The sequence below is a fragment of the Pseudomonas sp. AC169 genome, assembly GCF_979258515.1.
This window is the reverse complement of the sequence record NZ_OZ409866.1, coordinates 4097688-4118879: the sequence shown is the minus strand read 5'-3', so window position 1 is coordinate 4118879 and position 21192 is coordinate 4097688. Positions and strand designations below refer to the sequence as shown.

At 59.1% G+C, this 21192-nt stretch carries 22 protein-coding genes; 14 read left to right on the top strand and 8 right to left on the bottom strand.

Going from position 1 to position 21192, the window contains the following annotated elements:
* Window positions 1-8: 8 nt before the first annotated feature.
* The 5 genes from ACZZ0G_RS18550 to ACZZ0G_RS18530 are packed head-to-tail and all read left to right on the top strand — an operon-like array spanning window position 9 to window position 2733.
* Complete coding sequence (locus ACZZ0G_RS18550; RefSeq protein ID WP_463557086.1) at window positions 9-290, top strand: hypothetical protein; 282 nt, start codon at window positions 9-11, stop codon at window positions 288-290.
* Complete coding sequence (locus ACZZ0G_RS18545) at window positions 287-592, top strand: BufA1 family periplasmic bufferin-type metallophore (protein WP_463557085.1); 306 nt, start codon at window positions 287-289, stop codon at window positions 590-592. Before ACZZ0G_RS18550 ends, ACZZ0G_RS18545 begins: the two co-directional genes overlap by 4 nt.
* A gap of 25 nt (window positions 593-617) precedes the next feature.
* Complete coding sequence (bufB, locus tag ACZZ0G_RS18540) at window positions 618-1505, top strand: MNIO family bufferin maturase (protein ID WP_463557084.1); 888 nt, start codon at window positions 618-620, stop codon at window positions 1503-1505.
* Window positions 1502-2260, top strand: a complete 759-nt coding sequence (locus tag ACZZ0G_RS18535) for an HvfC/BufC N-terminal domain-containing protein (protein ID WP_463557083.1) — start codon at window positions 1502-1504, stop codon at window positions 2258-2260. The genes bufB and ACZZ0G_RS18535 overlap by 4 nt, the downstream gene beginning before the upstream one ends.
* A complete protein-coding gene (locus ACZZ0G_RS18530) occupies window positions 2257-2733 on the top strand; it encodes a DoxX family protein (RefSeq protein ID WP_463557082.1) in 477 nt (158 codons plus the stop codon). The genes ACZZ0G_RS18535 and ACZZ0G_RS18530 overlap by 4 nt, the downstream gene beginning before the upstream one ends.
* A gap of 22 nt (window positions 2734-2755) precedes the next feature.
* On the opposite strand, the gene ACZZ0G_RS18525 is transcribed toward ACZZ0G_RS18530, so the two are convergent.
* Window positions 2756-3670: a LysR family transcriptional regulator gene (locus ACZZ0G_RS18525; protein ID WP_463397417.1), complete on the bottom strand. Its 915-nt coding sequence runs from the start codon at window positions 3668-3670 to the stop codon at window positions 2756-2758.
* Window positions 3671-3774: 104 nt separating this feature from the next.
* Between ACZZ0G_RS18525 and ACZZ0G_RS18520 the strand changes: the two genes are divergently transcribed.
* The 3 genes from ACZZ0G_RS18520 to ACZZ0G_RS18510 all read left to right on the top strand — a co-directional run bounded on the left by ACZZ0G_RS18520 (window position 3775) and on the right by ACZZ0G_RS18510 (window position 6798).
* Window positions 3775-4374 (top strand): short chain dehydrogenase, encoded by a 600-nt coding sequence (locus ACZZ0G_RS18520; RefSeq protein WP_463557081.1) that lies wholly within the window; start codon window positions 3775-3777, stop codon window positions 4372-4374.
* A gap of 59 nt (window positions 4375-4433) precedes the next feature.
* A complete protein-coding gene (locus tag ACZZ0G_RS18515) occupies window positions 4434-5087 on the top strand; it encodes a COG3650 family protein (protein WP_463557080.1) in 654 nt (217 codons plus the stop codon).
* A gap of 97 nt (window positions 5088-5184) precedes the next feature.
* Complete coding sequence (locus ACZZ0G_RS18510; RefSeq protein ID WP_463557079.1) at window positions 5185-6798, top strand: NAD(P)/FAD-dependent oxidoreductase; 1614 nt, start codon at window positions 5185-5187, stop codon at window positions 6796-6798.
* A 109-nt stretch (window positions 6799-6907) separates the two neighbouring features.
* Here ACZZ0G_RS18510 and ACZZ0G_RS18505 read toward each other — a convergent pair whose 3' ends face one another.
* Window positions 6908-8002, bottom strand: coding sequence for a PLP-dependent cysteine synthase family protein (locus ACZZ0G_RS18505; RefSeq protein WP_463557078.1), 1095 nt, complete (start codon window positions 8000-8002; stop codon window positions 6908-6910).
* Window positions 8003-8251: 249 nt separating this feature from the next.
* On the opposite strand from ACZZ0G_RS18505, the gene nhaA reads away from it, so the two are divergent.
* The 5 genes from nhaA (at window position 8252) to ACZZ0G_RS18480 (ending at window position 12197) form a co-directional block, all read left to right on the top strand.
* Entirely contained in the window at window positions 8252-9439 is a 1188-nt protein-coding gene (gene nhaA, locus ACZZ0G_RS18500) for a Na+/H+ antiporter NhaA (RefSeq protein ID WP_150651395.1), read from the top strand.
* 122 nt (window positions 9440-9561) lie between these two features.
* Window positions 9562-9831, top strand: coding sequence for a hypothetical protein (locus tag ACZZ0G_RS18495; protein WP_463557077.1), 270 nt, complete (start codon window positions 9562-9564; stop codon window positions 9829-9831).
* A complete protein-coding gene (locus ACZZ0G_RS18490; RefSeq protein ID WP_463557076.1) occupies window positions 9828-10568 on the top strand; it encodes a zeta toxin family protein in 741 nt (246 codons plus the stop codon). The genes ACZZ0G_RS18495 and ACZZ0G_RS18490 overlap by 4 nt, the downstream gene beginning before the upstream one ends.
* 187 nt (window positions 10569-10755) lie before the next feature.
* Entirely contained in the window at window positions 10756-11967 is a 1212-nt protein-coding gene (locus ACZZ0G_RS18485) for an S-type pyocin domain-containing protein (protein ID WP_463557075.1), read from the top strand.
* Window positions 11964-12197, top strand: coding sequence for a DUF7683 domain-containing protein (locus ACZZ0G_RS18480; protein ID WP_463557074.1), 234 nt, complete (start codon window positions 11964-11966; stop codon window positions 12195-12197). The genes ACZZ0G_RS18485 and ACZZ0G_RS18480 overlap by 4 nt, the downstream gene beginning before the upstream one ends.
* A 62-nt stretch (window positions 12198-12259) precedes the next feature.
* On the opposite strand, the gene ACZZ0G_RS18475 is transcribed toward ACZZ0G_RS18480, so the two are convergent.
* A complete protein-coding gene (locus tag ACZZ0G_RS18475; RefSeq protein ID WP_008086349.1) occupies window positions 12260-12724 on the bottom strand; it encodes an outer membrane lipoprotein in 465 nt (154 codons plus the stop codon).
* A gap of 180 nt (window positions 12725-12904) precedes the next feature.
* On the opposite strand from ACZZ0G_RS18475, the gene ACZZ0G_RS18470 reads away from it, so the two are divergent.
* The gene (locus tag ACZZ0G_RS18470) at window positions 12905-13141 is read left to right on the top strand and encodes a hypothetical protein (protein ID WP_463557073.1); all 237 of its coding nucleotides are present in this window, start codon (window positions 12905-12907) and stop codon (window positions 13139-13141) included.
* Between the two features lie 5 nt (window positions 13142-13146).
* On the opposite strand, the gene pdxH is transcribed toward ACZZ0G_RS18470, so the two are convergent.
* The 5 genes from pdxH to dinG form a co-directional block, all read right to left on the bottom strand.
* Window positions 13147-13794 carry a pyridoxamine 5'-phosphate oxidase gene (gene pdxH, locus ACZZ0G_RS18465; protein WP_463557072.1) on the bottom strand — a complete coding sequence of 216 codons (648 nt, stop codon included), beginning with the start codon at window positions 13792-13794 and terminating at the stop codon, window positions 13147-13149.
* Between the two features lie 24 nt (window positions 13795-13818).
* On the bottom strand, window positions 13819-14919 hold the full coding sequence (locus ACZZ0G_RS18460; RefSeq protein WP_463557071.1) for an OmpA family protein: 1101 nt from the start codon (window positions 14917-14919) through the stop codon (window positions 13819-13821).
* A 113-nt stretch (window positions 14920-15032) separates the two neighbouring features.
* Window positions 15033-16178 (bottom strand): serine hydrolase domain-containing protein, encoded by a 1146-nt coding sequence (locus ACZZ0G_RS18455; RefSeq protein ID WP_463557070.1) that lies wholly within the window; start codon window positions 16176-16178, stop codon window positions 15033-15035.
* 236 nt (window positions 16179-16414) lie between these two features.
* Window positions 16415-18895 (bottom strand): beta-agarase, encoded by a 2481-nt coding sequence (locus tag ACZZ0G_RS18450; protein ID WP_463557068.1) that lies wholly within the window; start codon window positions 18893-18895, stop codon window positions 16415-16417.
* 95 nt (window positions 18896-18990) lie between these two features.
* Window positions 18991-21135 carry an ATP-dependent DNA helicase DinG gene (dinG, locus tag ACZZ0G_RS18445; RefSeq protein WP_034154974.1) on the bottom strand — a complete coding sequence of 715 codons (2145 nt, stop codon included), beginning with the start codon at window positions 21133-21135 and terminating at the stop codon, window positions 18991-18993.
* Window positions 21136-21192: the final 57 nt, after the last annotated feature.

The window sequence follows — 21192 nt, the reverse complement described above, 5'->3', positions numbered from 1 at the left end:
GTTGCTGAATGAAAAACGGCCTTCGGGCCGTTTTTTTGTGCCTGCACGATTTTCAGATTCTCCAAAAATCCCTTGTAGGAGCGAGCCTGCTCACGATGGCGTCGTGTCATTCAACATCGCCGGTATCTGACATGACGCCATCGCGAGCAGGCTCACTCCTACAGGGTTTTGCGTTTTTCAAAAAAGATTTTGAGCGGGCTGTAACGCAACGCCACCTCGTTTCTCTAGAGGGACAAGCAAGCGCAACAGCGCTTGTAAAAACCCTGAACAAGACTGGAGAAACATCATGACTGCTACCACCCGCACCCTGTCCGCTACCGCCCTGGTTCTGGCCCTCGGTTCTGCCCTGAGCATGACCGCTGTATCGACCGTCCACGCTGCTGACGCCGACATGGAAAAATGCTTCGGCGTGGCCATGAAAGGCAAGAACGACTGCGCCGCAGGTGCAGGCACTACCTGTGCCGGCACCGCAAAAATGGACTATCAGGCCAACGCCTGGAAACTCGTTCCTAAAGGCACCTGCGCCACCACCGAGAGCAAGACCTCGCCGACCGGTTTCGGTCAGATGGAAGCCTTCAAAGCCAAGTCCTGATCTGCGAACTGCCTGAGTGACGATCATGCTCACTATCAATGACCATGCCCAATCCCGCACTCAGGCAGCCCGCACCGGGCTCCCGCCCCGTGCCGGGCTGGGGCTCAAGACCGGGCACTTTCGTGAAGTGCTCGGTTCATCACCGGACATCGGCTTCTTCGAAGTCCACGCCGAAAACTACATGGTCGACGGCGGTCCGTTTCATCATTTTCTCGGTTTGATCCGCGAGCAGTATCCGCTGTCGCTGCACGGTGTCGGCTTGTCCATCGGTGCCGAAGGACCTCTGGATAAACCACATCTTCAGCGCCTTGCCGAACTGATTCGACGCTATCAACCGCAATCCTTTTCCGAACACCTGGCCTGGTCGAGCCATGGCCCGATGTTTCTCAATGACCTGCTGCCGCTGGCCTATGACACGCCGACGCTGAACCGCGTCTGCGAGCATATCGATGAGGTGCAGAACACCCTCAAACATCCCATGCTGTTGGAGAACCCGGCGACGTATCTGGCATTTCAGCGCTCGACCCTTGATGAGGCGGAGTTCATCGCCGAGGTCATCCGTCGCAGCGGTTGTGGTCTGTTGCTGGACGTCAACAATGTCTACGTTTCCTGCGTGAACCATCAGCGTGATCCGCTGGCCTATCTCGATGCCCTGCCCTTGCACAGGGTTGGCGAGATTCATCTGGCCGGGTTTGCCGAAGATTGCGACAGCCTCGGCGACCGTTTGCTGATCGATGATCACGGTGCGCCGATCGATCAAGCCGTCTGGGCTTTGTACCGGCAAGTGCTGCAACGTATTGGCCCGATAGCAACGTTGATCGAGCGCGACAATCAAGTGCCAGCGTTCGAGGTGCTACTGGCGGAAGCTCAGCAAGCTGACGCGCTTTTGCTGGATGCCGGAGCACGCACATGAGCACTCAACGCGCTTTCGCTGCAGCGCTCATCGACACGCGGCTGCCTTGCCCCGAAGGCCTGTGCAGTGCCAACGGCGCTGATCCGGCGAGCCGTTTCGCGGTGTATCGCAATAACGTGCAAGGTTCGCTGATCAATGCGTTGGGCGACAGCTATCCGGTGGTTGCGCAATTGGTGGGCGACGAATTCTTCCGTGCCATGGCGGCCGTTTTCGTACAACAGCAACCGCCGCAAAGTCCGTTGATGAGTTGCTACGGCGAAGCGTTCGCGGACTTCATTGCAGCGTTTGAACCGGCCGGCGGCGTACCTTATCTGGCCGACGTGGCACGCCTTGAGCACCTGCGTACCCTCGCCTATCACGCGGCCGACGCGCTGCCCGTCCGGCCAGAAGAAATCACAGCAGCACTGACTGATGCGCAAACGCTGAGTGAACTGCGCCTCGACCTTCATCCCTCCCTGCACCTGCTCGACTCAGACTTTGCCGTGGTTGCGATCTGGGGCGCACATCAGCACGACTCGACGCTGGAGGGAATCGACGTCAACCAAAGGCAACACGCCTTGGTGTTGCGCAATGGCCTGGATGTCGAAGTATTTGCCCTCGACCCCGGTGCCAGCAGATTTATCCGCAACTTGATCGATGGCCAGACACTGCTGGCAGCGGCTGAAAACAGCCCTGAGTTCGACCTCGCGCAAACCCTCGGCTTGCTGATCGCGCGCAACGCCATTACCCACTTGAATAACAAGGAACTGCCATGAAAACGCTCATCACTCGCGCCATCGCGCTGCTGGAAAAAATCCCCCACAGCCTGATCGCATTCATTGCACGTTTCTCGATTGCCGCGGTTTTCTGGAAGTCAGGGCAGACCAAGGTTGAAGGCCTGGCCATCGACCTGATCGACGGCAGCTTTCAACTCGGCTGGCCACGGCTGGCCGACTCGACCATCCCGTTGTTCAAGAGCGAATACCATGTACCGCTGCTGTCGCCAGAGATTGCCGCGCACATGGCGGCGTTCGCCGAACACTTTTTTCCACTGCTGATCCTGATCGGCTTCGCTACGCGGTTTTCGGCGCTGGCGTTGTTGGGCATGACCCTGACCATTCAGCTTTTTGTCTATCCGGATGCTTATCCAACCCACGGCACCTGGGCGGCGGTGTTGCTGTACTTGATGACGACGGGGCCGGGCAAGTTGTCGATTGATCATTTGATTGCCCGCCGCTTCGCAAAATAAACACAATCTTTGTGGGAGGATGTCAGCGCTGGAGGCGGTCCAGCGCTTCGCCACTGCGCTTGAACCAGCCGATCAGATAATCCGCGAGCACCTGCGTGCGCTTCGGCAATCCGCCCTGATACGGATGCACCAGGTACATCGGCATGCGCCGGGTCTGAAAATCGCGCAGGAGCCAGCGCAATCTGCCGTCAGCCAATTCCGCTTGCAACAGGTAGGAAGGCAATCGCGCGATACCGGCACCACTGAGCGCGGCTTTCTTGAGGAGGTTGTAATGGTTGCTGGCAAACGGTCCTGACACGCGGACACGCAGCAATTCATGCTGCTGGTGATACAGCCATTCTTCACGCCCGCTGTAGTGGCTGTTGAGCAGACAGCGATGCTCGGCAAGTGCCTGTGGCGTCAGCGGTTCACCGAAACGCTCGAGATACGCCGGGCTGGCACAAGTCATTTCCTGCCAGGCCAGTAACGGTTTGGCCACCAGACGTTCGTCATTGGCCACGTCACTGCGGATCGCCAGATCAAAGCCGTCCCGTGACAGATCGCGGTAACTGTTATTCAACTCAAGCTCGATCTGCACCTCGGGGTACTTATGCGAAAACTCCAACAGCAGACCGTCGAAGAAGGTTTCTCCCAGTGACACCGGCACCGTCATACGTACCGGACCGGCCATGTCGTCCTTCAACCGCGCCAAGGCCTGACGCGCCCTTTCCACCTGGACGACCAGCGCCTGCGCTTGTGGCAACAATGCTGCGCCAGCGGCGGTAAGGCTCAAGCGCCGGGTAGTGCGTTGCAGCAACACCACAGAAAACTGCGCTTCGAGCTGGCTGATGCGCTTGGACAACTGGCCCTTACTGCAACCCAATTGCTGCGCCGCCAAGGTAAAACTGCCGGCCTCGACCAGCACAGCGAACGCCGCCAGATCATCCATTTCGCTCATGGATTGTTTCCATTTGAAAACCAAAGGTTGCCTATTAGCGCGCTTATCCGCAGAAAAAACCACTCTAGACTGAAACCTCATTCAATCACTTGAGGTACAGCACGATGAAGATTCTGTTGATAGGCGCTGGCGGCACCATCGGTTCGGCGGTGGACAAAGAGCTCTCGCAACGCCATGAAGTCATCCGCATTGGCCGCACCAGCGGTGACTTGCAGGTGGATATCAGCGACAGCGCATCGATCCGCGAACTGTTCGAAAAGACCGGCAAGTTCGATGCACTGGTGTGCGCTGCGGGCAACGTGACCTTCGCGCCGCTGGGCGAGATGACTGAAGACAGCTTCGTCCTCGGTCTAAAAGACAAATTGATGGGCCAGGTCAACCTGCTGCTGATCGGCCGCGAATTCGCCAATGACGGCGCTTCGTTCACCTTCACCACCGGCGTGCTCAGCCACGATCCGATCCGCAGCGGCGCATCCGCAGCGCTGGTTAACGGTGCTCTGGACAGCTTCGTCCGCGCCGCCGCCATCGAACTGCCACGCGGCCTGCGAGTGAACTCGGTCAGCCCGACCGTGCTGCTGGAAGCGATGGGCAAATATGCACCGTACTTCCGTGGATACAAACCGGTTCCTGCGGCGGATGTGGCATTGGCCTACGCGAAAAGTGTCGAAGGCCTGCAAACAGGTCAGACGTTTCACGTTGGCTAAACCCTTGTGATGAACGGTCAGGCTGCGTAACGTGGCGGCACTTGTCTGGAGAGCCGAAGATGCGTGTTGCCCGTTCGTTAGTCGTTGTTGCCCTGCTGCCATTATTTGCCGCCTGCCAGTTGTTCGATGGCCAGCGAGAAAGTGCCTCGCATGTCGGGCAAACGCGGATGCAGGGGCAACTGACCGCTGCTGACGGCAAACTGGTGTTTCAGCCATGTCAGGATCAGCGTCAACTGGTGGTCAATGACATCGGTGGCACCAGCATTCTGCAAGAGGCCGCTACCCTCGCCGACGAGCAAGGCAAGCTGTTCGCCGATGTGCGTGGCAAGGTGGCCGGCGATCGACTCGACCTGACTCAGCTGTATCGCGTCGAACGCTCGGGCACGGCGTGCGATGATCCGAATTTCAAACTGCTGATCCTGCGCGCCGCCGGCCATGGCCCGGAATGGAACGTCAAGGTCAGCGGCAAAGGCATGGTCATCGACCGCGAAGGCCAGCCAGCACTGGCCGTGCCGTACATTGAAGATCAATTGGGCGACGGCCGCTTCAACCTCAGCAGCGAAGCCAACAACCAGCGCATCGAATTGTGGGTCGCGCCCCAGCGCTGCGTCGACAGCAACACCGGCAGCGTGCAGCACATGAGCGCCGAGTTGCGCATCGACGGCCAGGTGCAGCGCGGTTGCGGGTATTTCGGCGGATCGCGCAACGACTGAGCGTTTTAGCCTCACCGGATCCGGCCTTTGCGGCTTATAATCGCGGCCTTCAAACGCCCTGGCGCAGTTGTGCGCCCCGCGAACCCGGATCCTCGCCATGTTACGAATCACTGAACTCAAGCTGCCAATCGACCATCCCGAAGAAGACCTGCGCCCTGCCATCGTGCAGCGCCTGGGCATCGCCAGCGATGACTTGCTCGATTTCACCTTGTTCAAGCGCAGCTACGACGCGCGCAAAAAGTCCTCCGAACTGTGCTTCATCTACACCATCGACCTCGAAGTGCGCGACGAGGCCAAGGTGTTGGGCAAGTTCGCCGACGACCGTAACGTCAACGTGGCGCCGGATGTCAGCTACAAATTCGTCGGCGAAGCGCCAAGCGACCTGAGCCAGCGTCCGATCGTCGTCGGTTTCGGCCCGTGCGGCATCTTCGCCGGCCTGCTACTGGCACAGATGGGCTTCAAACCGATCATTCTCGAACGTGGCACAAAAGTGCGTCAGCGCACCAAGGACACCTGGGGCCTGTGGCGTAAAAGCGTGCTCAACCCCGAGTCCAACGTGCAGTTCGGCGAAGGCGGCGCGGGGACGTTCTCCGACGGCAAGCTGTACAGCCAGATCAAAGATCCGAAATTCCTCGGGCGCAAAGTCCTGCACGAGTTCGTCAAGGCCGGCGCGCCGGAAGAAATCCTCTACGTCAGCAAGCCGCACATTGGTACGTTCCGTCTGACCGGCATGGTTGAAAACATGCGCGAGCAGATCCGCGAACTGGGCGGCGAAGTGCGCTTCCAGGAACGCGTCAGCGACGTGCTGATCGAAGACGGCCAATTGGTCGGCGTGCAACTGGCGAGCGGCGAAACCCTGCATTCGAAACACGTGGTTCTGGCCCTCGGCCACAGCGCCCGCGACACCTTCCGCATGCTCCACAGCCGTGGCGTGTTCATGGAAGCCAAGCCGTTTTCGGTGGGTTTCCGCATCGAACACCCACAATCGCTGATCGACCGCGCGCGCCTGGGCAAGTACGCCGGCCACCCGAAACTCGGTGCTGCCGACTACAAACTGGTGCACCACGCCAAGAACGGCCGTTCGGTCTACAGCTTCTGCATGTGCCCGGGCGGCACCGTGGTCGCGGCGACCTCCGAGCCGAACCGCGTGGTCACCAATGGCATGAGCCAGTACTCGCGTAACGAGCGCAACGCCAACTCCGGCATCGTCGTTGGCATCACCCCGGAAGTCGATTATCCGGGCGGCCCGCTGGCGGGGATCGAGTTGCAGGAACGCCTGGAATCCCACGCCTTCATCCTCGGCGGCAGCGATTACAAGGCGCCAGCGCAACTGGTTGGCGACTTTATCAATGACATTCCATCGACCGAGCTGGGCGAAGTCGAACCGTCGTACAAGCCGGGCGTGGCGCTGGGCGATCTGGCCTTGGCGTTGCCGGATTTTGCCATCGAGGCAATCCGGGAAGCATTGCCGGCGTTCGAGAAGCAGATTCGCGGCTACTCGCTGCATGACGCGGTGTTGACCGGGATCGAGACGCGTACTTCGTCACCGCTGCGCATCACTCGTAACGAAACGCTGCAGAGCATGAACGTGAAAGGCCTGTTCCCGGCCGGTGAAGGCGCCGGTTATGCGGGCGGGATTCTGTCGGCGGGGGTTGACGGGATTCGCATTGCCGAAGCCGTGGCGCGCGACATTCTCGGCCTCGAAGCTTGATCGGCATTAGCTGACACAACACAAACCCCCTGCTCGCGAAAGCGGAGTGCGTTGCCTGACACACTGCCTTCGCGAGCAGGCTCGCTCCCACATTGGTTTGTGTGTTTCTTCAGATATTGGCGCGTAACACTGAGGTCGGGAGCGGCTCACCGTGCTCGGCACTCGCCGCCACCGCTTCGATCAACCTATTCAATTCATACCCCTGCGCCTTCAGCCAATCCTGATCGTAATAGGTGTCGGCATAGCGCTCGCCGCCATCGCACAGGATCGCCACGATCGACCCCGACTCCCCCGCCGCTTTCATTTGCTGCGCTGCCATCAAGGCGCCGATCAGATTGGTCCCGCTCGACCCGCCAACATGGCGGCCCAGGCGCTGCGCCAGATAATGCATGGCCGCCAGTGACAAGGCATCCGGCACTTTGACCATCGCATCAATCACCTTGGGCAGAAACGACGCTTCAACGCGCGGTCGGCCAATGCCTTCAATGCGCGACCCGCAATCCAGACGCAAACTCGCATCGCCGGTCTGGTAGTAATCGAAGAACACCGAACGCTCGGCATCCGCGCACAACACGCGGGTGCAGTGCTGGCGATAGCGCACGTAGCGGCCAAGCGTTGCGGTGGTGCCGCCGGTGCCGGGGCTGGAAATCAGCCAGCTCGGCTCCGGGTGCTTTTCGTAGCGCATCTGCTGGAAGATCGATTCAGCGATGTTGTTGTTCGCCCGCCAGTCAGTGGCGCGTTCGGCGTAGGTGAACTGATCGATGAAGTGACCATCGTGCTCACGGGCCAGACGCTCGGATTCGGCGTAGATCTGCGTCGGATCTTTTACCAGGTGGCTTTTGCCGCCATAGAACTCGATCTGAGCGATCTTCTCTTTGGAGGTAGTCGCCGGCATCACCGCAATAAACGGCAGCCCAAGCATCCGCGCGAAATACGCCTCGGAAATCGCCGTCGAGCCGCTGGACGCCTCGATCACCGGCGCGCCGGGCTTGAGCCAGCCGTTACACAGCGCATAGAGAAACAGCGAACGCGCCAGGCGATGTTTGAGACTGCCAGTCGGATGGCTGGACTCATCCTTGAAATACAACTCGATGCCGGCAAAACCTGGCAGCGGCAAAGGGATCAGGTGGGTGTCGGCGCTGCGCTGAAAGTCCGCCTCGATGATGCGGATGGCTTCGCGGGCCCACTGTCGGGTGTCGCTCATGGTGAGGGTTCTCATTGAATCGGCAGAGATAAATCGGTTCGAAAGGCTCACTCATAAGCTTAGGAAAAAACCTACAGCCCGCACAGATACAGCTGAGTCTCAATATGTCAGGCAACTGCTAGGCTCAGCGTGGCTTGGGCTAGACGCCTTGTAACGACATATAACAAAAAAGAATATAACTTTTGTTTTAACAACTAACAGTACGGGTTAGGGTGTCCCACCTTTTTGACGATTCGATGGAGAGCGACCTTGCCTCTGCGTAGCACTTTCACGCGTTTCTTTCAGTTGGAAGCTGCCAGCGGTCTGTTATTGATCGCCGCAGCCATTCTGGCCCTGATTATCAACAACTCGCCACTGTCGTGGCTGTACACCGGCCTGCTCGACACACCGGTGGTGGCGCAGATCGGTGCGTTGAAAATCGCTAAACCCCTGCTGCTGTGGATCAACGACGGTCTGATGGCGATGTTCTTCCTGCTCATCGGCCTGGAAGTGAAGCGCGAAGTCCTTGATGGCCAGCTGTCGAAACCGTCGCAGATCGTTCTGCCCGGTGCAGCCGCGATCGGCGGCATGCTGGTACCGGCGCTGATCTACTGGTTCCTCAATCGCGACAATCCGGCAGCCCTCGACGGCTGGGCGATCCCGACCGCGACCGACATCGCCTTCGCCCTCGGCGTGCTGGCTCTGCTCGGCAAGCGTGTACCGGTTTCGCTGAAGTTGTTTCTGATGACCCTGGCGATCATCGATGACCTTGGCGCCATCGTGATCATTGCGATCTTCTACTCGGGCGAACTGTCGACCCTGTCACTAGGCTTGGCGGCAGCTTGTATCGCGGCGCTGGTGGCGATGAATCGCTTGGGCGTGGTCAAACTCGGGCCGTACATGATCATCGGTCTGATCCTGTGGGTATGCGTGCTCAAGAGCGGTGTCCACGCGACGCTGGCCGGTGTGACATTGGCGTTCTGCATCCCGCTGCGCACGAAAAACGCCGAGCCGTCGCCGTTGCTGACCCTCGAACATGCGCTGCACCCATGGGTGGCCTACGGCATTCTGCCGCTGTTCGCCTTCGCCAATGCCGGCCTGTCGCTGAGCGGCGTCACCGTGGAAAGCTTCACTCATCATGTGCCGATGGGCATCGCGGTAGGCCTGCTGTTGGGCAAGACCGTCGGCGTGTTCGGTCTGACCTGGCTCGCGGTCAAAACCGGCATCGCCGCCCTGCCCCAAGGCGCAAATTGGGGTCAGGTGCTGGGTGTGGCAATCCTGTGCGGCATCGGCTTCACCATGAGCCTGTTCGTGGGTTCGCTGGCGTTTGAACCGGGCGTGAGTGATTACGCCGGGATGGACCGGATGGGCATTTTGACCGGGTCTATTCTGGCGGCGTTGATTGGTTATGCGGTGACGGCGGCGGCGAGTCGCCGCAATACTCTGCAAAACGCTTGAGACGCATTTTTCTACAAAAGTCGAAGCCCTTCTATCCAGAGGGGCTTGGCTCTGAACCTTGCAAGTGTGCTATATCTTTGGTCGACAGCCGCACCTTCTCAGCACCGACTCTGGAGTCATCCATGTCACGTAAAGCAGAAAAACGCCCTATGACGGACGATCAGATCTCCGTACAGGAATCGCGGATTCCGGATATCGCTCTGAAGGCATTCAGCAACGCCTACAGAATGGCGCTCGCCAATGGTGCTGCAGTGCTCGTTGCTAAAGATGGCCAGCTATTTGAAGTGACACAGAAGAGTTCCGTTGTTTTGCGCACAATCGGTACCTACGGAAATCTGAAAAGCGGCACTCGCCTGCACATCAATAAATCCTCGAAACAGGTTATTTCTTGAGCACACCGAGAATACGGATATTCGCAGGCCCGAACGGGTCAGGAAAAAGCACCTTCAATCGACTCGTTCCAGCGCATTTGCTGGGAAATTACATAAATCCTGATGACATAGAACGTTCAATCAAAGATACAGGGTATTTTGACTTCACCTCCTATCGCATCGAAGCTCACAAAGAACACATCTTTGAATTCTTTCGTGAGCACGCTCTACTCAAGAAATCCCCTCACTTATTGGCAAAGCTTGATTCCCTGACAATCGACGGTGAACGGCTTAGCTTCGTAAATACTGTAATCGACTCGTACGTCGCATCAGCCCTTTCCGACTTCATACGAAGATCTTTGATCAAAGAGCGAATCAGCTTTACGTTTGAAACTGTCATGTCGTCCTCTGACAAGGTCAAACTGCTCGCCGAAGCTCATGCTTCCGGTTACCGGGTTTATGTTTACTACGTCGCTACCGCCGACCCTCAGATCAACATTGCCAGGGTTGCGTATCGTGTTAAACAAGGTGGGCACAGCGTTCCTCCTGAAAAGATAGAGGCGCGGTACTGGAGATCTTTGGAGCTTCTGTCTGATGCCATCCTGACCTCCAACAGAGCCTACATTTTCGACAACTCGGATGAAGGTAGCGAAGGCCTCACGCAGATTGCGGAGATCACCGATGGCGAGCTGATTGAGATCAAATCAGATACTCAGCCACCTTGGTTCAAAGAGTTCGTGCTCGACAAATTACTGTAGTGCGCTGAACAAATTTTCCCTGCGGGCCAGTTCTCTGAGTCTCGAAAAACAGCCTATCTACAGATCAGCATCCGTCGAACAATCCCCACGTATTCGGAGACGGTCCTACAGCCACCATTTTCCTGCTTCGTTAACGTTGCGCAGCCCTTTGCGAAGGGCTGTCGATGGATGAACGAAAGGACGATCAGTGGCTGGCAACCAGGACATTCCTCGGGTTCAAAACCCACCGCAAGGCGACGGGCATCACATCACCTACCGCTACATGACGGCCACTGAACTGGCCGAACGCGACGCCAGACAAAACGCTTACGACGCCATGCTGGCGCGGCAGGAGGCTTTCGAGCGCAGCCGTGAGGTGGCGGTTAAAAAGACAGAGCCCGTTCGTGCCGGCTGCGTATTCGCCAAGTCCTGCAAATTGCCGGATGCGATTATCGATTACTCCAATCCTGCGGGGATGGTGCCGACTGACAGCCTGAAGGATTACGGCGATCTGACCCTGTTGGGCGCGCGTGCGGCGGATGAAAGTGGCGCAGTTCCTCTCAAGAAAATCGGCGCAACTGCTATTCCAGTTGGATTTGGCAGTCTGGCTCTGGCGGGGTCGGTATTTGAAGCACTGCCCGCCGTGGTATCCAGCGCGGCTGTTGCGCCTTTGGTTGGTTTGGTTGCGTTGTTTACGCCATCGAATCTTGGCGACAGTGCGCTGTATACCGACGAACAACTGCGTGGACTTGAACAGGCGCGAACGCGTGTTCGGTTGAGGGTCGAACAGCAGGCCGACGGCAGTCTGAAGGGCTACGGCTTTTACACCGGCAAGAATCGCGATTGGGAAATGGTTGATGTCGTGCAGTTCAAGTTGCGTGGCAGCCAGTTCATTGCTGACTTGGGTGAAGGTGTAGAACTGATCTGGACGCCTGCCGTGGATGGCTCGGACATCCTTGGTATTCCCGCGCTGGAAGCTGCACCGCAGGCACCGCACATCTGGGTGTATCCGCCGACGAAAGCGGCAGAAGGGATTCTGGTTAACCCGGTTTATCCGCCGGAGTATCGGGATTTTATTCTGGTGTTTCCGGCGGAGTCGGGGGTTAAACCGGTATATATCGTTATCAATTCCCGAGCTGGGGATCACGAGTACCATCCGCCGCCTGATTTCCTGCCTGCCTTCCCTGATGCGAAAGTTGTGGGACGTAAAACAGCGGTGCAAGGTGGCGGGGCGAAACGCAAAAGATGGAAAACCGCCAAAGGATTTATTCTTGAATGGGACTCGATGCATGGCGCGGTAGAAAAGTATGACGCCAGAGGTAAACACATTGGCGAGTTCGATCCAGACACGGGCGAGCCAACATCTACAAAAAAGAACAAAAAATCGAAAAAAGGAAAGAAAAGGAGTATTGAGCCTTGAGATTCTTGGTAGAAGCTTTTGACAAGAAAACTGACTTCCAAACAGCGGTAGTTGAACTGCCCGAGAATTGTGCCGAGCAACTCAAATCGATCATGGGTTGGAAAACAGAGCAGCAAGGGTGGGAAGGCTACGACCTGAATCAGCTACAGCTCAAAGCCATTGAGGCACTGATTCACAAGTCCATCGAAGATCCGCGCTATTACTTTCAACTGACGTGTAATGGACGTTGAACAGACTAACAAAAAACCCCGACCAGTCACCTGATCGGGGTTTTCTTTACCCTACATTCCGCTTAGTGCGAAACGCGGCTGGTCCCGCCAACGGTGGAGATGCGCACGCGCTCGCCAACGCGGAACACTTCATTCTCCTGAACCTGCTGCACATAGGCACGCATGCTGCCGTCGTCTTCACGCACGGTGATTTCCACGCCTTGGGTACGGGTCAGACCTTCTTCCGTTGCCGAACCGATCAGACCGCCCGCCACCGCACCGATGACCGCAGCAACGATGCTGCCCTTTCCGCCACCGATGGCGCTACCGCCGACGCCGCCGACTGCTGCACCGGCGATGCCGCCGATCGGGGTCTTGGTGCCTTCGATTTTCACCGGGCGCAGGGATTCGATGGTGCCCATGCGAATCGTCTGCACACGACGCGCTTCGTCACGGGAGTAGGAGTCACCGGTCAGGCTCGATTGGCAGCCGGTAAGCAACATCGCCATCGTGGAAAAGGAAGCAACCAGCAGAACAGACTTACGCATAGCATCAACTCCAAAGAAACATATAGTCATTAAACTCCGTGGCTTGACGCCTGTCACGACACTGCCCGGATAAATTGGCTTTCATTCAGGCGCGGTACAGACACCTGCACACTCTCCCTGATGTAGCCCCTACAGTAGCGCCAAATCACCGATTCTGCGCCACGGAGACCAAGGATTTTCATGGATTACTTCATCATCGTCGTCACCACTGTCGCCGGTTTGTACTTCCACGGGTGGTTGTACGTGCGGATCAAACGCTGGATGGATCGCGATCTGGCGCTGTCGCTGGCCGGCAAGGATGAAGGCAAACGCGCCTTCATGCTCGAACAGTTAGCGAATGCTCAGATGCAGAAGATCAAGCGCCGGGATCTGCCGCAGTGGCTTGAGGCCGCTGCGGCAGGCTATCCCGCTCGGTAGACTGCTCAGGGTGCCAGACGTTCAAGAATCCAGTCGGCGCCCTGCACACGGTAGTTGAGGCGATCGTGCAGACGGCTCGGACGGCCCTGCCAGAATTCGATGCGCTCAGGCAGCAAGCGGTAACCACCCCAGTGTTCCGGGCAGTCGGGTTGGGTGTCGGAGAAACGCTGCTCGGTGGCCTTGAGCAAATCTTCCAGTTCACCGCGACCGTTGATCACCCGGCTCTGCGGTGAAGCCCAGGCACCGAGGCGGCTGCCCAGTGGCCGCACCTGATAATAGGCATCGGACTCTTCAGGCGTGACCTTCACCACCCGCCCTTCGATGCGCACCTGACGCTCCAGGGTTGGCCAGAAGAAGGTCATGGCGGCGAACGGGTTGGCCGCCAGATGCTGGCCCTTGGCGCTGTCGTAGTTGGTGAAGAAGGTGAAGCCCTGCTCGTCCAGGCCTTTGAGCAGCAGAATGCGGCAATGCGGACGCCCATCCGCATCGACCGTGGCCAGGGTCATCGCATTGGCTTCCACCGGCGCCTGTTCGGTTTTCACCGCGTCGGCGAACCACTGGTGGAACAACGCAAACGGCTCTGCCGGGGCTTGCGCCTCGGTCAGACCATCCCGGGTGTAATCACGACGCATATCTGCCAGAGCCTGGGTCATGGCGCATTCCTTTTCGTTAGCGGATCACTTCTTGGTGGTATCGGCTGCGGCGACTTTCTTGTCGGTCGCGGCGGCTTTGGCTGGAGCAGTCTTTTTAGCTGGGGCCTTGGCCGGAGCCTTTTTAGCTGGAGCCTTGGCTGCTGCTTTCTTCGCCGGAGCCTTTTTGGTAGCGGGTACAGCGGCTTTTTTCGCCGCTGGGGCTGGGGTCACCGGTTTGGCGGCTGGCTTGACGTCTTGCGCGGCGACCATGGTCACTGGCTTCGGTGCTGGCATGTTGTACTTGCTGAGCAGCGCGACCATGGTGTTTTGCGGGGTCACCAGCAGTTCGACGCGACGGTTCAAGGCGCGACCTTCAACGCTGTCGTTGGCCGCACGCGGTGCTTCGGAACCCATGCCGCGCAGCATCAGGCGATCACGCTGCAAACCGCTGAGGCGAAAGATCGCCGCAATGGCCTGGGCACGTTCCTGGCTCAGCTTGATGTTGGCAGGTGCGGCACCACTGGAATCGCTGTGGCCAAGGACCAGCACGGCAGTTTTCGGGTCGGCTTCAAGGATTTTCGCCACTCGGGTGAACGGGCCGAGGGTGACCGGCAGCAGCATGGCAGGACGATCCGGGTTGAACGAGCCTTCGACCGGTGCCGTCACGACCAGCACGTTTTCACGGCGTTCGAGTTGCAGATTGCTGTCCTTGACCGCTTCACGCAGACGCGGCTCGTAGTCGTCGAGCCAGGCCTGGGTCACTTTCGGATCCGGCATCGGCACGGCTTGGGTGGTTGGCTGATCCTTGCCGCCGAACGGCCACCACCATTTGCCACCCGCGTCGGCTTCAGCTTTGGCGACGGTCGCCGGTTTTTTCGCTTCAGGGGCGACTTCAGCCTTCATGTCAGCTTTGACCGCTTCATCATCAGAGCCAAACGGCCAGTACCAAGGGCTGCTGCTTTCAGTTTTGGCGACCGGTGCAGTGGCGGCTGGCTTCAAAGGCGCAGGAGCCGGTTCTTTAGCGGCTACTTTGTCGGAAGAGCCGAACGGCCACCAACTACCGCCGTCCGCATCGTTTTTCGGGGTCTGTGCACAACCGGTGATCGCTACACACAGGGCCAGGGCGAGGGTCTTTTTAGATGACATTGAAAATCCACAAAATGAAGTAATGAAAAATCAGAGCACTTTCGCCCGGATAAACAGCCGTTTTGAAACGAAAAACCGCTTGAGGTTCCGACCCTGGAACCCCGGATGCAACTTTACAGACAAGTGGCAAGCACCCGCGCGAGCTTCTGCGCGCGCGGATCCATCAAGACGTACGGCCCGAGGGTATTTGTCACAAAACCGAAGGCAACATCATGCTCAGGGTCAGCAAAACCGATGGAGCCGCCCGCGCCCGGATGACCAAACGCCTTGGCGCCGAGGCCATAAGTGGCATTAGGCACGTCCGGTTGATCGAGCATGCAGCCCAGACCGAAACGGGTGCGGGTCAACAAGGTCTTGTCTTCGCCGAGGCTGTGTTCGCGGGTCAGCTCTTCGAGCATGTCGCTTTCGAGCAGACTGCCGTCGAGCAGGCCCGCGTAGAAACCGGCCAGACTGCGCGCATTGCCGTGGCCATTGGCCGCCGGTTGCTGCATGCGCCGCCATTCCGGTTTGTTGGTGCTGGTGAGCACTGAAGGTGGGTTGGTAAAAGCGCGGGTGGTCATCGCGGTGGGCTCGCGCATGGTCACCTGCAGCAGACGTTGCGCGGCAGCATCGCCAGCGTTGCCCTTGCCGCGTGCGATGTGCGCCACGCGATGGAATTCTTCGTCAGCCAGACCGACATGAAAATCCAGACCCAAAGGTTTAGCGACACGGGCGACGATGGATTCGCCCGGCCCACGACCGTCAGCGCGGCGTAACAATTCACCAACCAGCCAGCCGTAAGTGATCGCGGCGTAACCGTGACCGGTGCCCGGCGTCCACCACGGTGCCTCAGCGGCGAGGGCGTCGACCATGGTTTGCCAATCGTAAAGAGCTTCGGGGGCCAGCAGTTCGCGCAGGGCCGGTAGACCGGCCTGATGGCAGAGCAACTGGCGCAAAGTGACGGATTCTTTGCCGGCAGCGGCAAACTCGGGCCAATAGCGGGCAACCGGAACATCCAGTTGCAGCTTGCCTTCGCCGACCAGTTGCAGCGCGGTGACGGCGGTAAAGGTTTTGGTGCAGGAGAACAGATTGGCGATGGTGTCGCTGTGCCAGGCTTCGGCGCCATCCTTGTCGGCAGTACCGGACCAAAGGTCGAGGACGGTTTCCCCACCGACCTTGATGCACAGAGCTGCGCCGCGTTCCTGGGGATCGTCGAACAGTGCGGCGAAAGCTTCGCGCACCGCTTCGAATTGAAGCTCGTAATGTCCCTGAATCTGCACCCGCAACTCCCCCGCGAAAACGCTCTACAAAGTGGCCCGCATTGTTCCAGCCCTTGAGGGATTTGGGAACAGCTGCGGGCCGGACGGTTATTTCAGAAATTTCGCTGAGGCGGCTGACGCCTTCGCGAGAAGGCTCGCTCCCACACTGGATCTCTGTATTACTGAAGATCTCCTGTGGGAGCGAGCCTGCTCAGGGCGGCGTTCCGACGAAGAACGATGACGCGGTGCCTCAGGACTCAGTGACCATTGCCGGAATGTCCACCGGCATGCCCTGCCCCCGGCCCTTTGCCGGCCTCGCCTTTCCTGCCGCCCTCGGCCTCACGCCCCGCCGCTGCGGCCGCTTTCTCAGCCTCTTTGCCAAGCTGATCAATCGCCTGCAAGTTGCTCTTGCGCACCGTTTCGACAAAACCCTGATACGGCAAATCCGTCACGCCCACCAGACCAAAGTGACCATTCTCACCATCAAGCAAGCGCCCAGTCACCGGTTGATCCAGATACTGGAACCAATGCACGCCGACAATCGACGGTTCGCTCAAGGCCTGCTTGAGGAAGTTCGCGTACGCCGGGCCGCGATCGTCTTCCTTGGCCACTTGCGTGACGCCGCCCCAGAACGGGCCACGATCCGCTGAGCCAAAGTTGAATTCGGTGATCAATACCGGTTTGTCCAAAGCACCCAGCGCGGCAAAGTCATAACCGTCCTGCGGCTTTAGCGTGTACATGTTGAAACTCAGCACATCGCAATACTGCGCGCAGGACACCACGGCTTCCGGCGTGCTGATGGCAAAACGGCCGCCGAGCAGCAACTGGTTCGGTGCGTGCCATTTCAGCGAGTCGGAAATGGTTTTGAAGTAAGTGTCGGCGAAGACTTTCTGGAAATATTTGAAGTCCGCCTCTATTTCCGGATGTTCCGGGTTTGGCAATGGCGGCTCGAAGCCCGGGTCTTCCATCAACTCCCACGCCGGCAGATCAATGCCCCAGGCTTTCGACAGTCCGGCCTGATTGCGGTACTTGTCGCGCAATTGCTTGAGGAACGCACGCTTGGCCGGTACGTCGGTGGTCATTTTCAGCGTGCCATAGGCCAGCGCGTAACGGGATTTCGGATCATCGCCGGGACCAGCCCAGGCCAATTCGTTGTCGGCGTAATAGCCGATCAGCCATGGATCGTCACGGTGATCGCGGGCAGCAATGGCGACGGCGCGTTCGGTGGCCATGGCGAAACGCGGATCGAACGGATCCGGCATGCCGCCCCACCAGTCGCTGCCAGTGCTGATGCTGGTGTAGTCGCCGACAATCGACAGCGGCAACGTGTACGGCACGCGTTCGGCTTCACTGAGCGAATCGGCGCTCCAGTTGCCGACCGTGTTAAAGCCCCAGGCTTGCAGGCGATCAAGCGTGTGGCTGGCCCACTGCTGCTCATCGATAGTGGCCTTGCACGGTTCGGCAGCCTTTTCCGTCGTCGCTTGTACGGTTTCGGTTTTGGCTGCTTCAGCGACGCCGGACTTCGGCTCGGCAGGCGCGGTGACAGGCTCGGCGGCTTTCACCGCAACCGTTTCAGCGGCTTCAGTCCTGGCCGCTTCTGCTACCCCGGACTTGCTCTCACTGTCGGCGTTGCACGGCTCACCGTACACGCGCTGCAGGTTGGCGCCGTAGAAGTCGTACCAGCGCCCGTTGCCGTAACCCCGGCCCTGATCGACGCCGTTGCCGCCACGGTTATCGCCTTCGCCAAAGTGTCTGGCCAACGGCTCTTCAGGTTTAGGCAAGGATTCGAACATGTACTCACGACCCGCCACGTAGGTCTGGTTGACCTGCGGGCTGACGGTGTTCACACCCAGCGAGTAAAACGGTTGACCTTCCGGCGTCACCAGATACCAGCGGCCATCGCGCTTTTCGGTGCGGAAAAAGCCGCTGGCCTTGAAGGCCGGGCCTTTGTTCCAGCCACCGAACTTGTCCAGCGACGACTTCTCGCGCTCAGCCAGCCAGGTTTTCAGCTGTTGCTGTTCCTTGGCGGCGGCGGATTTCAGTTGTTCGTCGTTGCTGACCTTTTCCGGCCACTTGCTGCGGGCCGATTGCCCGTAGGCGTCGACCAGATTGCCATACACCGCTTGGGTGACAGAGTCGCCGTCCTGCACACCGAAACGCTCGAGCAGCAAACTCTGGGCGACTTTTGGCTGATCCATCGACAGACTCACCGAGACCACTTGGCTGCGATCAATCTCACCGCTGCTGCTGGCCAGCAAAATGCGTTGACCATCGACGGTCATCGGCATTGGCGGCCCGGCTTTCATGCCTTGGCTCAAAGGCGTGGCAGCCACCAGTGGCACCAGCAATGTCTGCGCCGGACCGGCCGGCAGGTCGACGCGGCTGACCAGTGTGCGGCCGTCATTGCTCTGGATCTGCACGTAGACCGTCACCGCCCAGTCCATTGCGCTCTGCAACCGCAAGGTCATCATGCCGGACTGCGACCAGTCCCACGCACCGGTCTGCGGCGTCAGGCGCAAGGTCGGACGGGCGACCGGATTGAACGTCACCCGGCGCAGTACTTCGCCCTCAGGCGTTTGCTCGGCGTTGGCTTGCGGCAGATCAGCGTTTTCGGTGGCGATTTTCACCACGTCGGCAGGACGAACAAAGTTGAACAGGGTCTGCTGACCCGCAGGCGCCGCGAACAGTGGCGTGGCGAAGATCAAGGCGAATACGGCAGGCAACGAACGGCGGATCATAAGAACGGAGTTCTCCCTAACGACCAACAAAGGCCAATGGAAAAGCGATAGCAGAGAGATAGACAACGCGGCGGGCAAAACTGCCCACCGATGTCTCAGGATATTTCACGACGGAAAGGAGGCAACGCATTGAGGATCGCCTTGCCATAGCGCTGGGTGACCAGGCGCCGGTCGAGCAAAGTGATGGTGCCGCGGTCTTCTTCGGTGCGCAGCAGACGCCCGCAGGCCTGAACCAGCTTCAGCGAAGCATCGGGCACGGAGATTTCCATGAACGGATTACCGCCACGGGCTTCGATCCACTCCGAAAGCGCCGCTTCAACCGGATCATCCGGCACCGAGAACGGAATCTTGGCGATCACCACGTGCTCGCAGTAGGCCCCAGGCAAGTCGACACCTTCGGCAAAACTGGCGAGACCGAACAGCACGCTGGAATCACCACCATCGACGCGCGCTTTGTGCTTGTTCAGGGTTTCCTGTTTCGACAGGTTGCCTTGAATGAACACTTGCTTGCGCCAGTCGCGGTCGAGGCCGTCGAACACGTCCTGCATCTGTTTGCGCGAGGAAAACAGCACCAGCGTGCCGCGCGAGCCTTCGACCAGATCCGGCAGCTCACGGATGATCGCTGCCGTGTGGGCGGCGGCATCGCGCGGATCGGCCTTCAGATCCGGCACGCGCAAGACACCGGCATCAGCGTGATGGAACGGGCTCGGCACCACGGCGGTGACAGCTTTTTTCGGCAGACCGGCGCGCATGCGGAAACGGTCGAAAGTGCCCAGCGCAGTCAGGGTCGCCGAGGTCACCAGACAGCCGTAAGCCACATTCCAAAGGCTACGGCGCAAAGTCTCAGCGGCAAGAATCGGGCTGGCGTTGACCTCGATATCGAACAGCGAGCCGCTTTCAGCGAGGGTCAACCAACGCGCCATCGGCGGGCTGTCTTCCGGGTCTTCGGCGGTGAACGCCGTCCACAGTTCCCAGTTGCCCGATGCGCGGGACAACAGGCTGCCGAACAGCGGATACCACTCTTCGGCCTGATTGCTGGCGATACCGATGTTCACCTCGCCATCCATGCCTTCCTTGAGCAGGTCGGTCAGGCGCGTGAACAGATCGTTGAGGCGCGAAAAGCCTTTTTTCAGTTCAATGCCCATTTCACGCATGTGTTCGGGAATCACCCCGGCGACGAAACGATGCCGCGGCCGCTCACGGCCCTCGACGTCTTCGCCGGGTTTGAAATCAGCGACTTGTTCGCAGGCGCTGAACATGAACTGTTGCTGCGCCTTGATCTCGCGCGCCAGTTCCGGCACTTGTTCGATCAACTTGCCGAGATCCCCCGGCAGCGGATGCTGGGCCAGCAGTTTGGTCAGGTTCTTCGCGGTGGTTTCCAGCCAGTCGGCGGTGGAGCGCAGGCGCGTGTAGTGGGCGAAGTGGCCGATGGCCTTGTCCGGCAGGTGGTGACCTTCGTCGAACACATAAATGGTGTCGCGCGGATCGGGAAGCACCGCACCGCCGCCCAGCGCAAGGTCAGCCAGCACCATGTCGTGGTTGGTGACGATCACGTCAACCTTGCCCATGCCTTCGCGGGCCTTGTAGAAGGCGCACTGGCCGAAGTTCGGGCAATGACGGTTGGTGCACTGGCTGTGATCGGTGGTCAGACGCGCCCAATCGGCGTCTTCCAGCGCATTCGGCCAGCTGTCGCGGTCGCCGTCCCATTTATTGCCGGCGAGTTTCTCGATCATGCTGGTGAACAGCTTCTGACTGGCCTCATCAACCTCGATCTTGAAGCCTTCTTCTTCGAACAGCTGGGCGGTGGCGGTTTGCGCGTGGCCTTCCTGCAAGAGCATGTCGAGTTTGGACAGGCACATGTAGCGGCCACGGCCCTTGGCCAGAGCAAATGTGAAATTCAGCCCGCTGTTGCGCATCAGGTCGGGCAAATCCTTGTAGACGATCTGCTCTTGCAGGGCGACGGTCGCGGTGGCGATGACCAGACGCTTACCGGCGGCTTTGGCCGTGGGGATCGCCGCCATGCTGTAGGCCACGGTCTTGCCAGTACCGGTGCCGGCTTCCACCGCAACAATTGCGGGGTCGCCACTGCGCCGGCCTTCGTCATCGGTGTCGATATCCCCGAGGACTTTGGCGATTTCAGCGATCATCAGGCGCTGGCCGTAACGCGGCTTGAGGCTCTTGGCTTCAAGAAAACGCGAGTAGGCGCCCTGGATCGTGGTTTTGAGTTCAGTGCTGATCATTGAGTGTCGGGCGCAAAAAACGCTGGATAAATTTTCAGTGGTTTGGATCGGCGGCTA